This window comes from Stenotrophomonas sp. S39, from assembly GCF_016624665.1.
Taxonomy (GTDB): domain Bacteria; phylum Pseudomonadota; class Gammaproteobacteria; order Xanthomonadales; family Xanthomonadaceae; genus Stenotrophomonas.
Genome location: NZ_JACVTT010000034.1, coordinates 17949 through 32344, shown reverse-complemented (window position 1 = coordinate 32344; position 14396 = coordinate 17949). Strand labels below are relative to the sequence as shown.

Annotated in this window: 13 protein-coding genes; 3 read left to right on the top strand and 10 right to left on the bottom strand. The window is 66.6% G+C overall.

The features are described from left to right. Positions 1-20: 20 nt before the first annotated feature. The gene (locus IAE41_RS10875; protein WP_200733128.1) at positions 21-275 is read right to left on the bottom strand and encodes a hypothetical protein; all 255 of its coding nucleotides are present in this window, start codon (positions 273-275) and stop codon (positions 21-23) included. Between the two features lie 77 nt (positions 276-352). Here IAE41_RS10875 and IAE41_RS10870 point away from each other — a divergent pair, with 77 nt between their 5' ends. Further along, a complete protein-coding gene (locus IAE41_RS10870) occupies positions 353-1153 on the top strand; it encodes a helix-turn-helix transcriptional regulator (RefSeq protein ID WP_200733127.1) in 801 nt (266 codons plus the stop codon). A 61-nt stretch (positions 1154-1214) separates the two neighbouring features. Here the strand turns inward: IAE41_RS10870 and IAE41_RS10865 are convergent, their stop codons facing one another. The 9 genes from IAE41_RS10865 to IAE41_RS10825 form a co-directional block, all read right to left on the bottom strand. Then, complete coding sequence (locus IAE41_RS10865) at positions 1215-2123, bottom strand: DUF6708 domain-containing protein (protein WP_200733126.1); 909 nt, start codon at positions 2121-2123, stop codon at positions 1215-1217. Positions 2124-2223: 100 nt separating this feature from the next. Then, positions 2224-4926 carry a PrgI family protein gene (locus tag IAE41_RS10860; RefSeq protein WP_200733125.1) on the bottom strand — a complete coding sequence of 901 codons (2703 nt, stop codon included), beginning with the start codon at positions 4924-4926 and terminating at the stop codon, positions 2224-2226. Beyond that, positions 4923-5771 carry a DUF4123 domain-containing protein gene (locus IAE41_RS10855; protein ID WP_200733124.1) on the bottom strand — a complete coding sequence of 283 codons (849 nt, stop codon included), beginning with the start codon at positions 5769-5771 and terminating at the stop codon, positions 4923-4925. Before IAE41_RS10855 ends, IAE41_RS10860 begins: the two co-directional genes overlap by 4 nt. A 205-nt stretch (positions 5772-5976) precedes the next feature. Beyond that, a complete protein-coding gene (locus IAE41_RS10850) occupies positions 5977-7161 on the bottom strand; it encodes an ABC transporter permease (protein ID WP_200733123.1) in 1185 nt (394 codons plus the stop codon). Beyond that, positions 7158-7904, bottom strand: a complete 747-nt coding sequence (locus tag IAE41_RS10845; protein WP_079224154.1) for an ATP-binding cassette domain-containing protein — start codon at positions 7902-7904, stop codon at positions 7158-7160. The genes IAE41_RS10850 and IAE41_RS10845 overlap by 4 nt, the downstream gene beginning before the upstream one ends. After that, positions 7901-9439 carry an alpha/beta hydrolase gene (locus tag IAE41_RS10840; protein ID WP_200733122.1) on the bottom strand — a complete coding sequence of 513 codons (1539 nt, stop codon included), beginning with the start codon at positions 9437-9439 and terminating at the stop codon, positions 7901-7903. The genes IAE41_RS10845 and IAE41_RS10840 overlap by 4 nt, the downstream gene beginning before the upstream one ends. Before the next feature lie 80 nt (positions 9440-9519). Then, positions 9520-10809 (bottom strand): GGDEF domain-containing protein, encoded by a 1290-nt coding sequence (locus IAE41_RS10835; protein WP_200733121.1) that lies wholly within the window; start codon positions 10807-10809, stop codon positions 9520-9522. Positions 10810-10879: 70 nt separating this feature from the next. After that, entirely contained in the window at positions 10880-11272 is a 393-nt protein-coding gene (locus tag IAE41_RS10830; RefSeq protein ID WP_200733120.1) for a type IV pilin protein, read from the bottom strand. 294 nt (positions 11273-11566) lie between these two features. Further along, positions 11567-12316: a ferredoxin--NADP reductase gene (locus IAE41_RS10825; RefSeq protein ID WP_079224168.1), complete on the bottom strand. Its 750-nt coding sequence runs from the start codon at positions 12314-12316 to the stop codon at positions 11567-11569. Positions 12317-12400: 84 nt separating this feature from the next. Here IAE41_RS10825 and IAE41_RS10820 point away from each other — a divergent pair, with 84 nt between their 5' ends. Further along, positions 12401-13369, top strand: a complete 969-nt coding sequence (locus IAE41_RS10820; protein WP_079224169.1) for an ABC transporter ATP-binding protein — start codon at positions 12401-12403, stop codon at positions 13367-13369. Beyond that, positions 13366-14175: an ABC transporter permease gene (locus IAE41_RS10815; RefSeq protein ID WP_079224171.1), complete on the top strand. Its 810-nt coding sequence runs from the start codon at positions 13366-13368 to the stop codon at positions 14173-14175. The genes IAE41_RS10820 and IAE41_RS10815 overlap by 4 nt, the downstream gene beginning before the upstream one ends. Positions 14176-14396: the final 221 nt, after the last annotated feature.

The following is a 14396-nucleotide window of genomic DNA, read 5'->3' as shown; positions in this document are numbered from 1 at the left end:
CGATCCGGGCCTTGTTTGTTTCAGTGCCCGCCGTCAATCAATCGCTGCAGCGCCGGATCGCGCGCCGTCAGTACCTGGAAAAGGCCGAGCGCGTGCAATGCCGGCAGCAGTTCGCGCAGATCGGCCTCGGCTGCGGCACGGGTGGCAGTGCTGCCGGCCGGATCCTGCCAGTCGCGCACGCTGGCGAGGAAGGCGCCGACGCTGCCCTTGCGCACGGTCAGGCCGTGCACCTGCACGTCGTTCTGATGATCGGGAAGGATGTCCTGCGGTTTCATGGGAGTGGGCTCCTTGGGATGAACCGCCAGTGTCAGGCTTGCAGGGCGGCCGTTCTGCCGTATAACTGCCACTTCATATGGCAGATCAGCCAATCCAGGCACCGTTGATCGATCCCGCGCTGGCCGATGCGGCTGCGGGGCCGTGGCTGCTGGGCGCACAGCTGGCGATGGAGGGCACGCGCCGCACGCCGCGCCACCAGCACGCACGCGGGCAGTTGCTGGGCGCGCGCCACGGCCTGCTGCGCATCGAAGCGGGCGACCAGCACTGGCTGCTGCCGGCAGGGCACGTCGCGTGGATACCGCCTGGCCTGCCGCATGCATTGGCCAGCCTCGGCGTCTTCGATGGCTGGAGCCTGTACTTCAGTGCCGCCGCCTGCAACGCACTGCCCACGGCCGCGCGTGTGTTCCAGCCCAGCGTACTGCTGCAGGCGGCCGTGCCCCGCGCGCTGCAGTGGCAGCACGGTGCATTGGAGGATGCGCAGTCGAGGTTGGCGGGGGTCATCGCCGACGAGATCGCCGCGGGTCGTCCGTTACCGCTGGCGCTGCCGCAGCCACGCGACCGCCGCTTGCGGCGCATTGCCGCCGCGCTGGCCCGCGCACCGCATGACCGGCGCAACGTGGAGGAATGGGCCGCAGCCACCGGCCTGTCCGGCCGCAGTCTGGCTCGCCACTGGGTGGCCGAAACGGGCATGCCGCTCAGCCACTGGCGGCAGCGACTGCGCGTGCTGCTGGCGCTCCCCCGCCTGCTGGCCGGGGAAACGGTCATCGAGGTTGCGCTGTCGATGGGCTATGACACGCCCAGTGCGTTCATTGCCGTGTTCAAGCGCGAGATGGGGGTGACACCCGCGCGCTATGGCGCTGGACAAGTGCGGGGATGACGGACCGGGAAGCGGGGATCTGCGCCGCTTTCCCTGCTAGCACCGGACCACGCCGGACGACCTAGTTTTCTGGCCGCCACATCACCCGTTCCTTGTGGCGCTCCAACGCACGCGCATAGATGGCCGGATCGCTGGCAAATTCAGCCATGAACCGCGGCTCTGGAAGACGATAGGGATCCTCAGGATCAATCTGGCACTCCGCCTCGATCTCAGGCGGGAAGACCGGCTTTCGACAGGTCTTGAAGGTCAGCCACCGGCAGAGCGTGAGCGCGCCATAGACCGGGAACATCAGGTTGGTACGCAATGGCATCAGCGCCGTGCCCATCATCAGGATGACCATCAGCCAGCAGTTGCGGATCGTTGGGTCCGACGAGAGCGTGATGACCCTGTCGCGCGGGTCGTCGTAGCAGTTTTCCGGGCCGTCCTGCATGTAGCGGCAGATCAGCGCCCACGGTTCGCGGATGTCATCCTCATGTTCCCAGAAGTGGCCGATAGTGAAAGTCTGTTGTATCTGCTGATTGCGATCGAGCAGGTGGCATCGGAGATCAAGCAGCTCAGGATTCTGAGCGCCGCGACCAATGTGGAAGAAGGCGTAAGGTGAACCCCAAGGCACGACCGTCACGCCGCCGGGGCCGTTGTGCCTGAAGAAGTAGATCTTGCGGGTGATGCGATTGAACCGGACCGGGTAGTGGGTGTACTGGAAGAGGTCATGCCTCAAGATGACAAACCACATGACCCAAGCCATCGCAAGTGACATCAAAAGCACGAGCGAGAGTGAGCCAACATTGCCGATGACACCCTCAGGGGTCTCAGAAGCCGATTGCACGAAGCCGCAAAACATCCAAACCGCGAAAGCGCACCCAAAAACCCCGACCAAGCAGTGGGGCATGCCCTTGATTTTGAACGTCCGGTCGACAAAATCCATGTAGGTTGAGTTGAGGCTGATCAGGCCATATGCGTCGTCAGGCACTGACGATTTAACTTGACTTTCGGAGAGTGCCGCGCCCCTCTCCATGCCGCTCAGTCTACGATTCTTTGGAAAACCCTTCGCCCATCCTGTGAACATGCAATTAGACCCTCAACTTCGCCAACACATCCAGCTGTGCATCCAGTTCATCGAAGCTTCCAGTGGCATTTCTTCCAAAATGGAGCGCTTTGTCCATCCAGCGCTCAATATCATCGGGCTTGAACCAGCCGACTACGACGCTAACGATCGCTGCAATGATCATAAGAACTATTGCCAAGGGAATCGCGAATCCGGAGAGCATTAGCACCGATGCAACAATGGATAGGGCACCGCTGAAAGCGAGCGAGAAGCCATAAGTACGATCAAGCTTGTAGTCTTGGATGCCCTGATAGACCGTCAATCCGCCCAACACGACCCCAGCAATCCCACTCAACCACCGCCCTCCAGCGGAGACAACTGCCGCCCGAGTCATAGCGCGGAACGCCCATCGCCCCAACGGCTCCGCCAGCTTCTGCGAAAGCCAGGGCAACTTCGATCCGATCTCACCCAGCAGCATCGCCGAGTCTCCCACCAGCGCACCCACGCCAGCAGCAAAGTTGGCGCCCAGCAGTGGGCGCTCACGCGGCAGTGCCGTGCTGTACTGCCTGCTTAGTTCGGACAGGCTGGCGGAGGCAAACACCAGGCTGGCCGTGCCATAGGCGAACGAGGGGTTACCCACTTTGGTGAAGCTGCCGCGGATGGCGTCGTACATGTCCACCGTGGTCAGCGTTCGTGAAAGCTCTGCATGACGCGACGTTCCGGTGATCACCGCTTTCGCGTTCAGCGCCTTGAACAATCGCAACTGGTCGCTGTCCACCAGGGCAACGAGTCCGATCCTGAAGCGCTTTCCGTCCATATCGGCATCAGCCGAGGCGACGGCGTGTGCGGCGACGGCACGCGCCTGGCTGGCCGCGTTCAACCCTGCGCGTTCGCTGACGGCCATCGCCAGGGCATTGCGTGCGCGCTTGGGCGTCGTGTATCCGCTCAGGTCCACCAGCTCGGCATCGGGCGATGCCGACTGGGCGAGTGCGGTCAGCATCCCCACCTGCATCCGGGTGGGCAACAGCGTGGCGCTGCCCTCAAACGCCTTCCTGACGCCGCCTCCGATCATTCGCGTCAGTGGCCCGGAAAGCTGCTCCACCAGCCGTGCCGTCCCTTGGAACATCGCACTCAGCTTTCCGGCGGACTCTGCATCCAGCAGTGCCTTGAGCGCGTTGGACAGGCCGTTGGCCGCTGTCAGCCAGTCCCGCGCGCCGGGTCCAACACTGGTCTTTTCCATGGTCTGCTTCCAGGTCTTCAGCAACGCATCCTGGTTCCACATCTGTGCTCGCAGAAGGATGGCTCCGGGGTCCTGCAGATCCTCCAGCTGCAGCTGCTCGAGCAGATAGCCCATGATGAGACCGCGCGAAGCTGAGTCGCGCAGCAGGTTGGTCACCACTTCCTGGTAGAGCACCCCACTGGTGCTGTCCTTGCTGTCGAAGTTGCTCTGCATGTGCTGCTTGAAAGAAGGCGCGCGCCACCATGCAATCATTGCCCGATCAAGATCGGCCACGGTGTCTTCATAGAACCGCTGCTGCGCAGGCGCGTAGATCTTCTCCAACCAGTGGGTATGCGCATCGGCCTGGCGCAGGTGACGGCTGTACTTGCGCCAGGATTTGTCGGCCTGGACCAGCACCGCCTCCTCATCCTCGACAGCAAATATGTCGTGATTCCACGCGTGCAGCGGCCTGGCCAGCTGCTCCGCACTGGTCTTTCCGCCCAGTATGCTGACCACGCCACGACCGAACAGGGCCGCTTCCCTGCGGCGGTACCCGACCTCTTCGAACGCCCCTTGTCGCACGGCGCCCTCTATCAGCGAAATGGTCGAGGCAGACTGGACCCTCTCCTGCCGCTCAGGCTCGGCCTCCCATTCCAGAATGCGTTCGATGGCGAGCTGGTTGAGATCGGAAATGATGCCGATCGGATCGTCCAGCGCCACCAGCGCAGGCGGTGCTGCCTGCGGGTGCCCGGCAGCGATGTCTGCCTGCGCGATCAACTGGTCGACCTGCGCAATGGAGTAGTTTGCCCATTGATCCAGGCTGTACTCGAATGCATGCACGCCGGGAACCGCATTGACCGGCATCTCCTGCACGCCCCGGTCATTGCGCGTGAGCGGCAACGTTGTGAATGGCTTGGCAAGATGGAGTTCAGCCACCTGACCGCGGGCCTGCCCAAGGCCGGCCACGTGCGCTTGAGGAGATGTACCGGCCCGCCACGCCGCAACGTCAATGCATCGCATGCGCCGCTGGCGATAGGTGGGGTCCTGGTGCATCCCCCACACCCTGCGCGTCCACGGTGCGCTGCTGTAGGCCAGCCACAACAGGGTTGCCTGGGCGGCGTCGGGCACGATGATGCATTTGGACAGCAGCGTTTCCCCGTGGCGCGAGCACCTTGCCGGCTGCGTATCGTTCTGGGGCGGTGGGGTCTGGTCGCGGATGTCGAACGCACTCAGGTCACCGTATTCGTTCAACTGCCATGCCTTCCACTCATCACGCGCCTGGTGGTAGCTGTAGACATAGCCGCCGCGCAGCAGGCGCAGCGTGTAGTACGCGGCGCCCGTTGGAAGCGGCTGTTCATCACTGAGCGCATCGAACGGGGCCTGCAGCAGGGGCGCTGGTTCGCGTACTTCCGCGTCTGCACGCGCCACCGCATAGCGTGCAAGCAGCAGCGGCAGCCCCGATGTGATGCAGTTCGGGCAGTAGTCGGGATGACTTTCGGGTCCAGTCATGCCGCCTCCGTCTGCAGACCGTGCTGCAGCTCCAGCTGGCAGGCCATGCGGTAGGACATTCCCTGCTGGTGCACCCGCTCCAGGCGCCGGCTCACGACCACCTGCTCGGCCGGGTCCCCAGTGCCGCGCAGACGCTGGCGGGCATACCACTGCAGATCATCCAGCTCATGCAGCCCTGCGCTGTGGGCTTCGCGGAGCGCCTGCAGCAACGCAGGCAGCAACGTGCTTGCATGGCCGGCCCCCGCCTCGGCGAGGTCCTTCAAGCAACCGTTGATACAGGCGACCTGGGCCAGTTGCTCCCATTGGTCTGGATCGATCAACACGCCGGGCGGCCCCTCGGTGGCCGGTCGCAGCTGGGTACGCCACGTATTGCCCAGCGGCTCATGCCACGTCCACGCAGTTATCGGCCCCATCAGCTGTGCCATCTGGGACGGCCCCAGCATCCACCGGAGATGTCGGAACACCCGTGCGTCGTGTACGCGGAACAGCACCCTGCCCGTGCGCGGACGCAGGGGCGCCATCCGGTTCATCAGGTGGTTTCGAACCCGGTCGGGTGCATCGCTCTCAAGCAGGGTGCAGAACAGCGGACGCCCGCGATCATGCAGCTGGGCATCGGCACGATCAAGCAACTCAAGCCGCGTCTGCCAGGGCAGTGCATGCAGTGCCACCAGCAGAGGCGGATTGTGCAGTCGCCGGCCCAGCAGCGGTGGGTTCAGCGGTTCGACGGGAAGATCGGCGAACTGTGCGGCAGCGACCTGCGTCGGATCGACGATGCCATGCGTCTGTGCGAGGAACGTGCGATGCCCCAGGTCAACAGGGGCCGCATCAGGTGAGTCCAGGTCCATTGGATCACGGTGAAAGGGTGTGATTCCACCGTAGAACCCGGGACCAAGGGCGTTAAGAGGCAAAAGCGACAGTTCGCGTGATCGCCTCACTTTTGCAACTTTTCGTACGGAAGCACCGTCGCTCTGCCGCCGGATACGACGAGGCCCGGCATGACCGGGCCTCGCTGCACATCCGCCGGGCATGGCCCGGCGCTACCGCTTCCGGTCAGCCGGAAATGGCCAGGCGCTCCTGGTGGTAACGGCGCACCGCGGCAAACCACAGGATCGCCGCCAGGCCGAGGCTGGCGCCCAGATAGACCGCCCAGATGGTCGGGGTGATCACTTCATGGCGGATCACCTTGAGCAGCATCTGGTTCTGCGACAGGAACGGCACGGCGTACTGCCACAGCTGGCTCTTCACCGGGTACGCCATCAGCGCGTAGCCCGGCAGCATCGGCAGCAGCACCAGCCAGGTCATGTGGCTCTGTGCCTCCTTCATGCTCTTGGCCGCGGCCGACAGGTAGGTCAGCAGCGAGGTGCCGATCAGCAGCATCGGCAGCATCACCAGCAGCATCTGCACCATCGAGAGGATGTTCATGTTGAGCTGGCGGCTGACGTTGCCGGAGGCGAACTGGGCACTGACCTTGAACGCGACCAGTGTCAGCAGCAGCGATACGAACCCGACCACGCAGGCCGCGCCGATCTTGCCGCTGACGATCGCGCTGCGCGAGCCGGGGGTGGCCAGCAGCGGCTCCAGCGATTGCCGCTCGCGCTCGCCGGCGGTGGTGTCCATCACCAGATAGGCGCCGCCGATGAACGAGGTCAGGGTCAGCAGCACCGGCAGCAGCATCGACAGCATCATGCCGCGCTTGGCTTCGGTACTGGCCATGTCCTGCGTGGCCACATCCAGTGGCCGCGCAACCTGCGCATCGACGCCGCGGGCCATCAGGCGCAGGGCTCCCACCTGCCCGTTGTAGGTGGACAGCGCCGCCTGCAGGCGTGCCGTGGGTACCTCGGCGGCACGCCGCGTGCTGTCACGGATCACCTCCACCAGCGCCGGCTTGCCATCGGCCCAGTCCTTGCCGAAATCCGCGCTGATGCGCAGTGCCACGTCGATGTCCTGGGCGCGGATCGCCTCGGCCAGGTCATCCGGCGCCGCGGTGGTGTTCAGGCCCTGCGCGCCGAGGAAGCGGACCAGGTTCGGGGCGTGCTCGGCGCCGATGGTGGGAATGTCCAGCGGCTGTTCGATCTGGGTGCGGAAGCGGCTTTCCGACAGCTTGCCCATGCCCAGGATCAGCAGCGGGTACAGCAGCGGGCCGAACAGCAGGGTCAGCGCCAGCGTGCGGCGGTCGCGCGAGAGGTCGCGCAGTTCCTTGCGCATCACCGTCATCAGGGTCGACATCATGCTCATGCGTGCAGGCCCTCTTCGCTGCCGATCAGTTTCACGAACGCGTCTTCCAGGTTGGTTTCGCCGGCCTGCGCGCGCAGTTCGTCGGCACTGCCGGCGGCCATCACGGTGCCCTTGGCGATGATGACGATGTGGTCACACAGCGCGCCCACCTCCTGCATGATGTGGCTGGACAGGATCACGCAGCGCCCTTCCTCGCGCAGGCCCAGCAGGAACCGGCGCAGCGCGCGGGTGGTCATCACGTCCAGGCCGTTGGTGGGTTCATCGAGGATGACGTTGCGCGGGTCGTGCACCAGCGCGCGGGCGATGGCGGTCTTGGTGCGCTGGCCCTGCGAGAAGCCATCGGTCTGGCGGTCGAGGATGTCGGCCATGTCCAGGGCGTGCGAGAGCACTTCGATGCGCTCGCGGATGCGCTGCGCCGACAGGCCGTGCAGTTCGCCGAAGTAGGTGATGTTCTCGCGCGCGGTCAGGCGCTTGTACACGCCCCGCGCGTCGGGCAGCACGCCCAGGTGGCGGCGCACCTCCACCGGATCACGCGCGGCATCGATGCCATCGACGGTGATGCTGCCCTGGTCGGGCGTCATCAGGGTGTACAGCATGCGCATGGTGGTGGTCTTGCCGGCGCCGTTGGGGCCGAGCAGGCCGGTGATGCGGCCATCGGCGGCCTGGAAGCCAACGTTGGCCACCGCCTGGACGCGACCGGTGCGGGTGTCGAAGGCCTTGTGCAGGTTGTCGGCGACGATCATGGGGTCCATCCGTTGAACGAGGTGAACGCCGGCACGTGGCTCAGCGTGTCCAGGCAGCGGGCATCGAGTGCCTTGGCATCCTGGGTATCAATGAACTGGCCCAGCAGGCGCGGCATGCAGCCGGCGGTGAGCGTGCCGTGGCCCTGGCCGCGTGCGACCAGCGCGCGACCGTTGGGCAGGCCCTTGAGCACCTGTTCGGCGTAGCGCGGCGGGGTGACCGGATCCAGTTCGCCGGACAGCAGCAGCACCGGCAGGTCGCTCTTCAGCGGCGTGGTGAGCGTGGCCGCAGCCGGCTGGTGCGGCCACACCGGGCAGGCGGCGAAGAACGCACGCGCCGCTTCCGGGCCGAAAAGGGCGTCGTCGCTTTCCGGCGGCGCCTGGTAACGCGGCGCATCCTCGCTGCAGATGACCGACCACTGCATGCCACGGTTGATCTGGAAATCCATGCTGCGGGTGGCACCGCGGGCGAGCGAGGCCAGCGGCGCATAGCGGCCCTGTGCGGCTTCATCCAGCACCAGCGGCAGCAGCGAGGAGTACTCGGGCACGTAGGAGAACGCGAAGGCCAGGCCGACCACGCTGTCCGGGCTCAGCACGTCCTGGCGCGGCGCATTGGTGCCGGGGTCGCGGTAATCGACGGTGACCGGGGAGCTGCGCAGGGTCGCGGCCACTGCGCGCAGCTGTTCGCGGGTATCGACCGGGAAGCGCTTGCTGCAGGCGGCATCCTTGCGGCACTGCGCGGACTGCAGGGTGATGGCGTTGTCGAAGGTGTTGGCGAACTCGCCACCCACCACCAGGTCGTTGGGCACGACGCCGTCGATGACCAGGCTGCGGGTGTGCTGCGGGTGGGCGATCGCGTAACGCTGGGCGACGCGCGTGCCGTAGGAGCCCCCGACCAGATTCAGCTTGTCCGCGCCCAGCGCCTGGCGCACCGCGTCCAGATCGGCGATGGCCTCGGCGGTGGTGTAGAAGCGTGCGTCGGCGCGCCCCTGCAGCGATGCCGCACACTGCTGCGCGTAATCGCGCATCAGCGCTTCGGTCGGCGCTGCATCTTCGTCCATCTTCAGCGGCTTGCCATCCGCGCCCAGGCAACTGAGCGGGTTGGAACCGCCGGTGCCACGCTGGTCGATCAGGAACACATCGCGCTGCTTGCGCACCTGGCGCAGGGCCGTATCGACGATGACCGCCACTTCGCTGGCCGCCTGGCCGGGGCCACCGGCGAGGAAGAACACCGGATCGGGCTGGCCATTGCCGCTGTCATCCGATTCCAGCCAGGCAATGCGCAGGTCGATCTTGCGGCCCTCGGGATGGGCGCGGTCTTCGGGCACCTGCAGGGTGCCGCACTGGGCTTCGACGTTCGCGCTGGCGCCGACTGTGGTCAGCGTGCACGGACGGAACTCGATCGCCCCGTAGCGCTGGCTCGGGGTGTCATTGCCGTCGGCGGCACCGGGGGCCGTTGCACTGCAGCCGGCAAGCATCGCGCCGGCAAACAGCAGGCCGGCCGATCGCCTGGCCAGTCGGAAAGGGTGTTTTTGCATCGTGCTTGATTCCCCTGGAGGACGTTCCTGTCGACCACGACGCAGCGCCGCGGCAGATGTGACCAACTCTGCGAACAAACTTACACGGCCCCGCCGCTGGCGGCGATGGGCAACCGCGCTAGGCCAATGCAACCGCCGCGACCAGCCGGTCGCGGGGGGGGGGGGGGGGGGGGGGGCGGGCCCGCGGGGGGGGGCGGGGGGCACCCCCGATTGCCCAACCCCCCCCCCCCCCCCCGCGGGGGGGGGCCTTCGGCCTTGGCCCGGTACAGCGCGGCATCGGCGCGGGCGATAAGGCCGGCCAGGTCAGTGTGGCCGTCATCCATGGCCAGGCCGATGCTGGCGGTGACCGCCACCGGACCGGTACCGAGCGGCGCGGGCCGTTGCTGCAGTGCATGACGGATGACCGTGGCCAGGCGCTCCGCTTCGCCGGCGCTGCCGGGCAGCAGCAGCAGGAATTCCTCGCCGCCATAGCGGCTGAGCAGGTGCACGTGGCCGCGTGCGCAGTGCTCCAGCACGCCGGTGAAATGCTGCAGCACCTGGTCACCGGCCAGATGCCCCCAGCGGTCATTGATGGCCTTGAAGTGATCCACGTCCAGCAGCAGCACTGCCAGAGGGCGCTGCAGGCGACGCACCTGCTGCAGCTGGTCGGACCCATCGGCCAGCACTGCGCTGCGGTTGAGCAGGCCGGTGAGGCCATCGGTGCGGGCGGCGCGGCGCAGGTCCACCAGCAGGCGTTCCAGCAGCAGCAGGACCAGCGCGAAGCAGCGCGCCAGTTCCAGCATCACCCCGGCCAGATAGGTCAGGAACATCGGCGAGCCCGCCCGCATGATGTCTCCGCCCGCGTCGGCATCGGCCGGCAGGAACAGGCGCACGATGTAGACCAGCACTTCGGCCAGGAACACGGCGGCGGCCAGGCGGCAGCTGATGCGCTGCGCCGGTGGCGCGTGGCGCAGCAGCAGCGCGGCGATCCAGCCATTGATGACGATCGCGAACACGCTGTACACGTGCAGGCGCACGTCCAGGCTGGGCCATGGCACCAGGAACAGGAAGATGCCGGCCATGAACGCGCCGGCCAGACCCAGCGCGCGCCACAGCGGCATCGGCTGGCCCAGGTGCAGGGCCATGCCGCGCAGCATCAGCACGCTTGAGGCCGCCATGGCCGCATTGCCACCCAGGATGGCCGGTACCTGCGGCAACCAGGGGCGCAGCCCCATCAGGATCACGCCCAGGGTGAGCAGCCACAGGCTGGCCGTCCACAGGCGCAGCACCGGCTGCCCACGCAGCACCACCAGCAGCAGCGAGAAGCCCGTGGCGATGCCGATGCACAGCAGCAGGCCCAGTACGCCGATGGTGGGAAGGTCCAGGGACATGCGATCCGTGCGTGCCAGATGATGCCCGCATCCTAGCGCGTTCCAGCCAGTGCGCCATGACAGCGGCGCGCTACCAGCAGGCGCGATCCACCGGCAGCCGCAGGCCCGTGTGGTCCATGCTCAGCGTGCCGCAGGCGTGGTCGGCCTGTCCGGTCAGCGGCTCGGCTGTCACGGTGTACCCGCTGGCGGCCACGTTCACCCGCAGCTGGTAGGCCGTGAGCTCTGCGGCGCACTGCGCCTGCGGGGCGCCCTGGTAGTCCAGCACGCGCGTGTAGTGCCGTTCTAGCGCGCTGGCCTGGCTGGCAATGCAGGCCTGGGCCTGCACGCGGTGGGTCTTGACCACGTGCTGGCGGTAGGAGGGCACGGCGATCGCGCCGAGAAGGGCGATGATCGCGCAGGCAATGATGATTTCCATCAGGGTGAACCCCGGTGCGAGGGCGGGGCGCAGTGGGGTCGGGGGCATGGCTGCCACGTGGAGGACGGTGGGAAGTTGCATCCACCTTGGGCACGCCGGCCCCTCCAGCGCTATTCCACGATTTGTATTCTGCAGCGGGCCCAACGCGCTGCAGCGGGCTCAACCGGCCGCATACGCCTGCGGCTGGGCGCATCCGGGCACGTCACCGCTTCGCTGCCGGGCGGGTGGAAAAAGTGGGCAACTGCGGGTGGGCCATGCGCACACGGTCAGGCGCATGGCCGAAAGCGACAGGACGGGGCGGCGTCCCTGTCCGGGCCCTGATGCAGGGCCCGCGCGCCGGCATTACTTGCTGCTGACGTACTTCTCGCGGCGGATCTGCGGGTTGCCCAGCCCGGCATCCTTCAGCGCTTCGGCGCAGGCATCGACCATGTCCGGGTTGCCGCACAGGTAGGCGATGTCGGTGGCCGGGTCCGGGGCGAAGCCGGCCAGGGCCTGCTGCACGTAGCCGTGCTGCACGTCCGGGTGCGGGTCGGCCGGCAGTTCGCGCGACAGGCACGGCACATAACGGAAGTTCGGGTGCTTTTCGGCGAAGCTGTAGAAATCTTCGCTGTACAGCAGCTCGCCCGGGCTGCGCGCGCCCTGCAGCAGGACGACCTGCACGCCGCGCTCGGCCATGGCCGTTTCCAGCAGCGGCAGCATCGACCGGTACGGGGTGACGCCGGTGCCGGTGGCGATCAGCAGGTAGCGGGCATTGTGGTCGCCGGGGTTCAGGCAGAAGCGGCCGTAGGGGCCGGACGCACTGACCTGGCCGCCGAGGTCCAGCGCCTCGAACAGTGCCGTAGCGGCGCCGCCGGGCACGAAGCTGACGGCGATGTCCACCGCCTCGCCCGGGCCCAGCGCGTGGTCGTGGATGGTCGCCAGCGAGTAGCTGCGCTTGGTTTCGGTGCCATCGGCGTAGCTGAAATGGACCTGGATGAACTGGCCGGGCTGGAAATCCAGCGGCTGGCCGTCATCACGCACGAACTGGTAGTGGCCGACGGTGGGCGCCAGCATGCGGCGGCCGACCAGCTTGATGGGGAATTGGACAGGCACGACTTTTCGGGACAGTGTGTAGCCGGGGCAAGCCCTCGGGGTCTTCTATAATAGCCCCTCCCCGCCCCTCTCCAGCGCCAGCCCATGGGCGCGAAGGCTTCGAGCTTGGCTTCCCTGAACGATACGGCGCCCGCCCTGCGCGTGCGCGACCTGCGCAAGACCTATGACAACGGCACCCAGGCCCTGAAAGGGGTTTCCCTGGAGGTCGCCCCGGGCGATTTCTTCGCCCTGCTCGGCCCCAACGGCGCCGGCAAGTCCACCCTGATCGGCATCATCAGCTCCCTGGTCAACCTCAGCGAGGGCCAGGTGGAAGTGTTCGGCAGCGACCTGGTGCGCAACCGCAGCGCCACCATGCGCCTGATCGGCCTGGTGCCGCAGGAAATCAACTTCAACCTGTTCGAGAAGCCCTTCGACATCCTGGTCAACTACGCCGGTTTCTACGGCGTGGCCCGCGAGGAAGCGGAGCAGCGCGCCGAAGAGGAACTCAAGCGTGCGCACCTGTGGGAAAAAGCGCAGGTGATGAGCCGCACCCTGTCCGGTGGCATGAAGCGCCGCCTGATGATCGCCCGCGCGATGATGACCCGCCCGCGCCTGCTGATCCTCGACGAGCCGACCGCCGGCGTGGACATCGAGATCCGCCGCGACATGTGGCGGGTGCTGAAGGAGATCAATGCCGCCGGCACCACGATCATCCTCACCACCCACTACCTGGAAGAAGCCGAGTACCTGTGCCGCCACCTGGCCATCATCAACCATGGCCAGATCGTCGAGCAGGGGCCGATGCGCACCCTGCTGGCCAAGCTGGACGTGGAAGGCTTCCTGCTGGACATCGACGGTGAACTGCCCGCGCAGCTGCCGGTGATCGAGGGCGCCACCCTCACTGCGCCGGACGCGCACACCCTGGACATCGACATGCCGCGCGCGATGGACCTCAACCGCGTGTTCGCCACGCTGAACGAGGCCGGCATCCGCGTGCGCTCGATGCGTACCAAGAGCAACCGCCTGGAGGAACTGTTCGTGCGCCTCACCGGCAACCAGGAGAAAACCGCATGAGCGGCACCCCGAACACGCCCGCGGCACCGATCACCGACGGCCAGCGCAACCGCATCGCCCTGATGACCATCGTGCGCCGTGAAGTGGCGCGCATCCTGCGCATCTGGGGCCAGACCCTGGTGCCGCCGGCGATCACCATGACCTTGTACTTCCTCATCTTCGGCGGCCTGATCGGCTCGCGCGTGGGTGACATGGGCGGCTACAGCTACATGCAGTTCATCGTGCCGGGCCTGGTGATGATGAGCGTGATCCAGAACAGCTACGGCAACATCAGCTCCTCGTTCTTCGGCGCCAAGTTCGGCCGCCACGTGGAAGAGCTGCTGGTCAGCCCGATGCCGAACTGGGTGATCCTGTGGGGCTACGTGGCCGGTGCGGTGCTGCGCGGCCTGATGGTGGGCGTGATCGTGCTGATCATCGCCATGTTCTTCACCCCGGTGCGCATCCCGCACCCGCTGGTGACGCTGACCACGGTGATCCTGGGCGCGACGATCTTCTCGCTGGCCGGCTTCATCAATGCGGTGTACGCCAAGAAGTTCGATGACGTGGCGATCGTGCCGACCTTCATCCTGACCCCGCTGACCTACCTGGGCGGCGTGTTCTATTCGGTGAAGCTGCTGCCGACCTGGGCCGAGGCGGCCACCCACGCCAACCCGATCTTCTACATGGTCAATGCGTTCCGCTATGGCCTGCTGGGCAGCAGCGACGTGCCGGTGTGGGTGGCCTATGCGCTGATGCTCGGCTTCGTGGTGGTGCTGACGGCGCTGGCGCTGTGGCTGCTGCGGCGTGGCGTGGGCATGCGCAGCTGATGGTTGCCTGCAGGGCCTGCGGCCCTGCACCCGCTGCAAGCCAGAGCAACGTCAACGTCAAAAGCTGGGTGTCCGTGGGTTGGCGAGGTGGGTCCGGTTGAGGGGGACGCCGTAAACCCATCCATGGGGGCTTGGTCGCGCCATCCATGGCGCTCACACCCCCTCAACCGGACCCACCCCGCCTTCGACGGTTGTCCGGTGGCCAGTAGATCCACGCCATG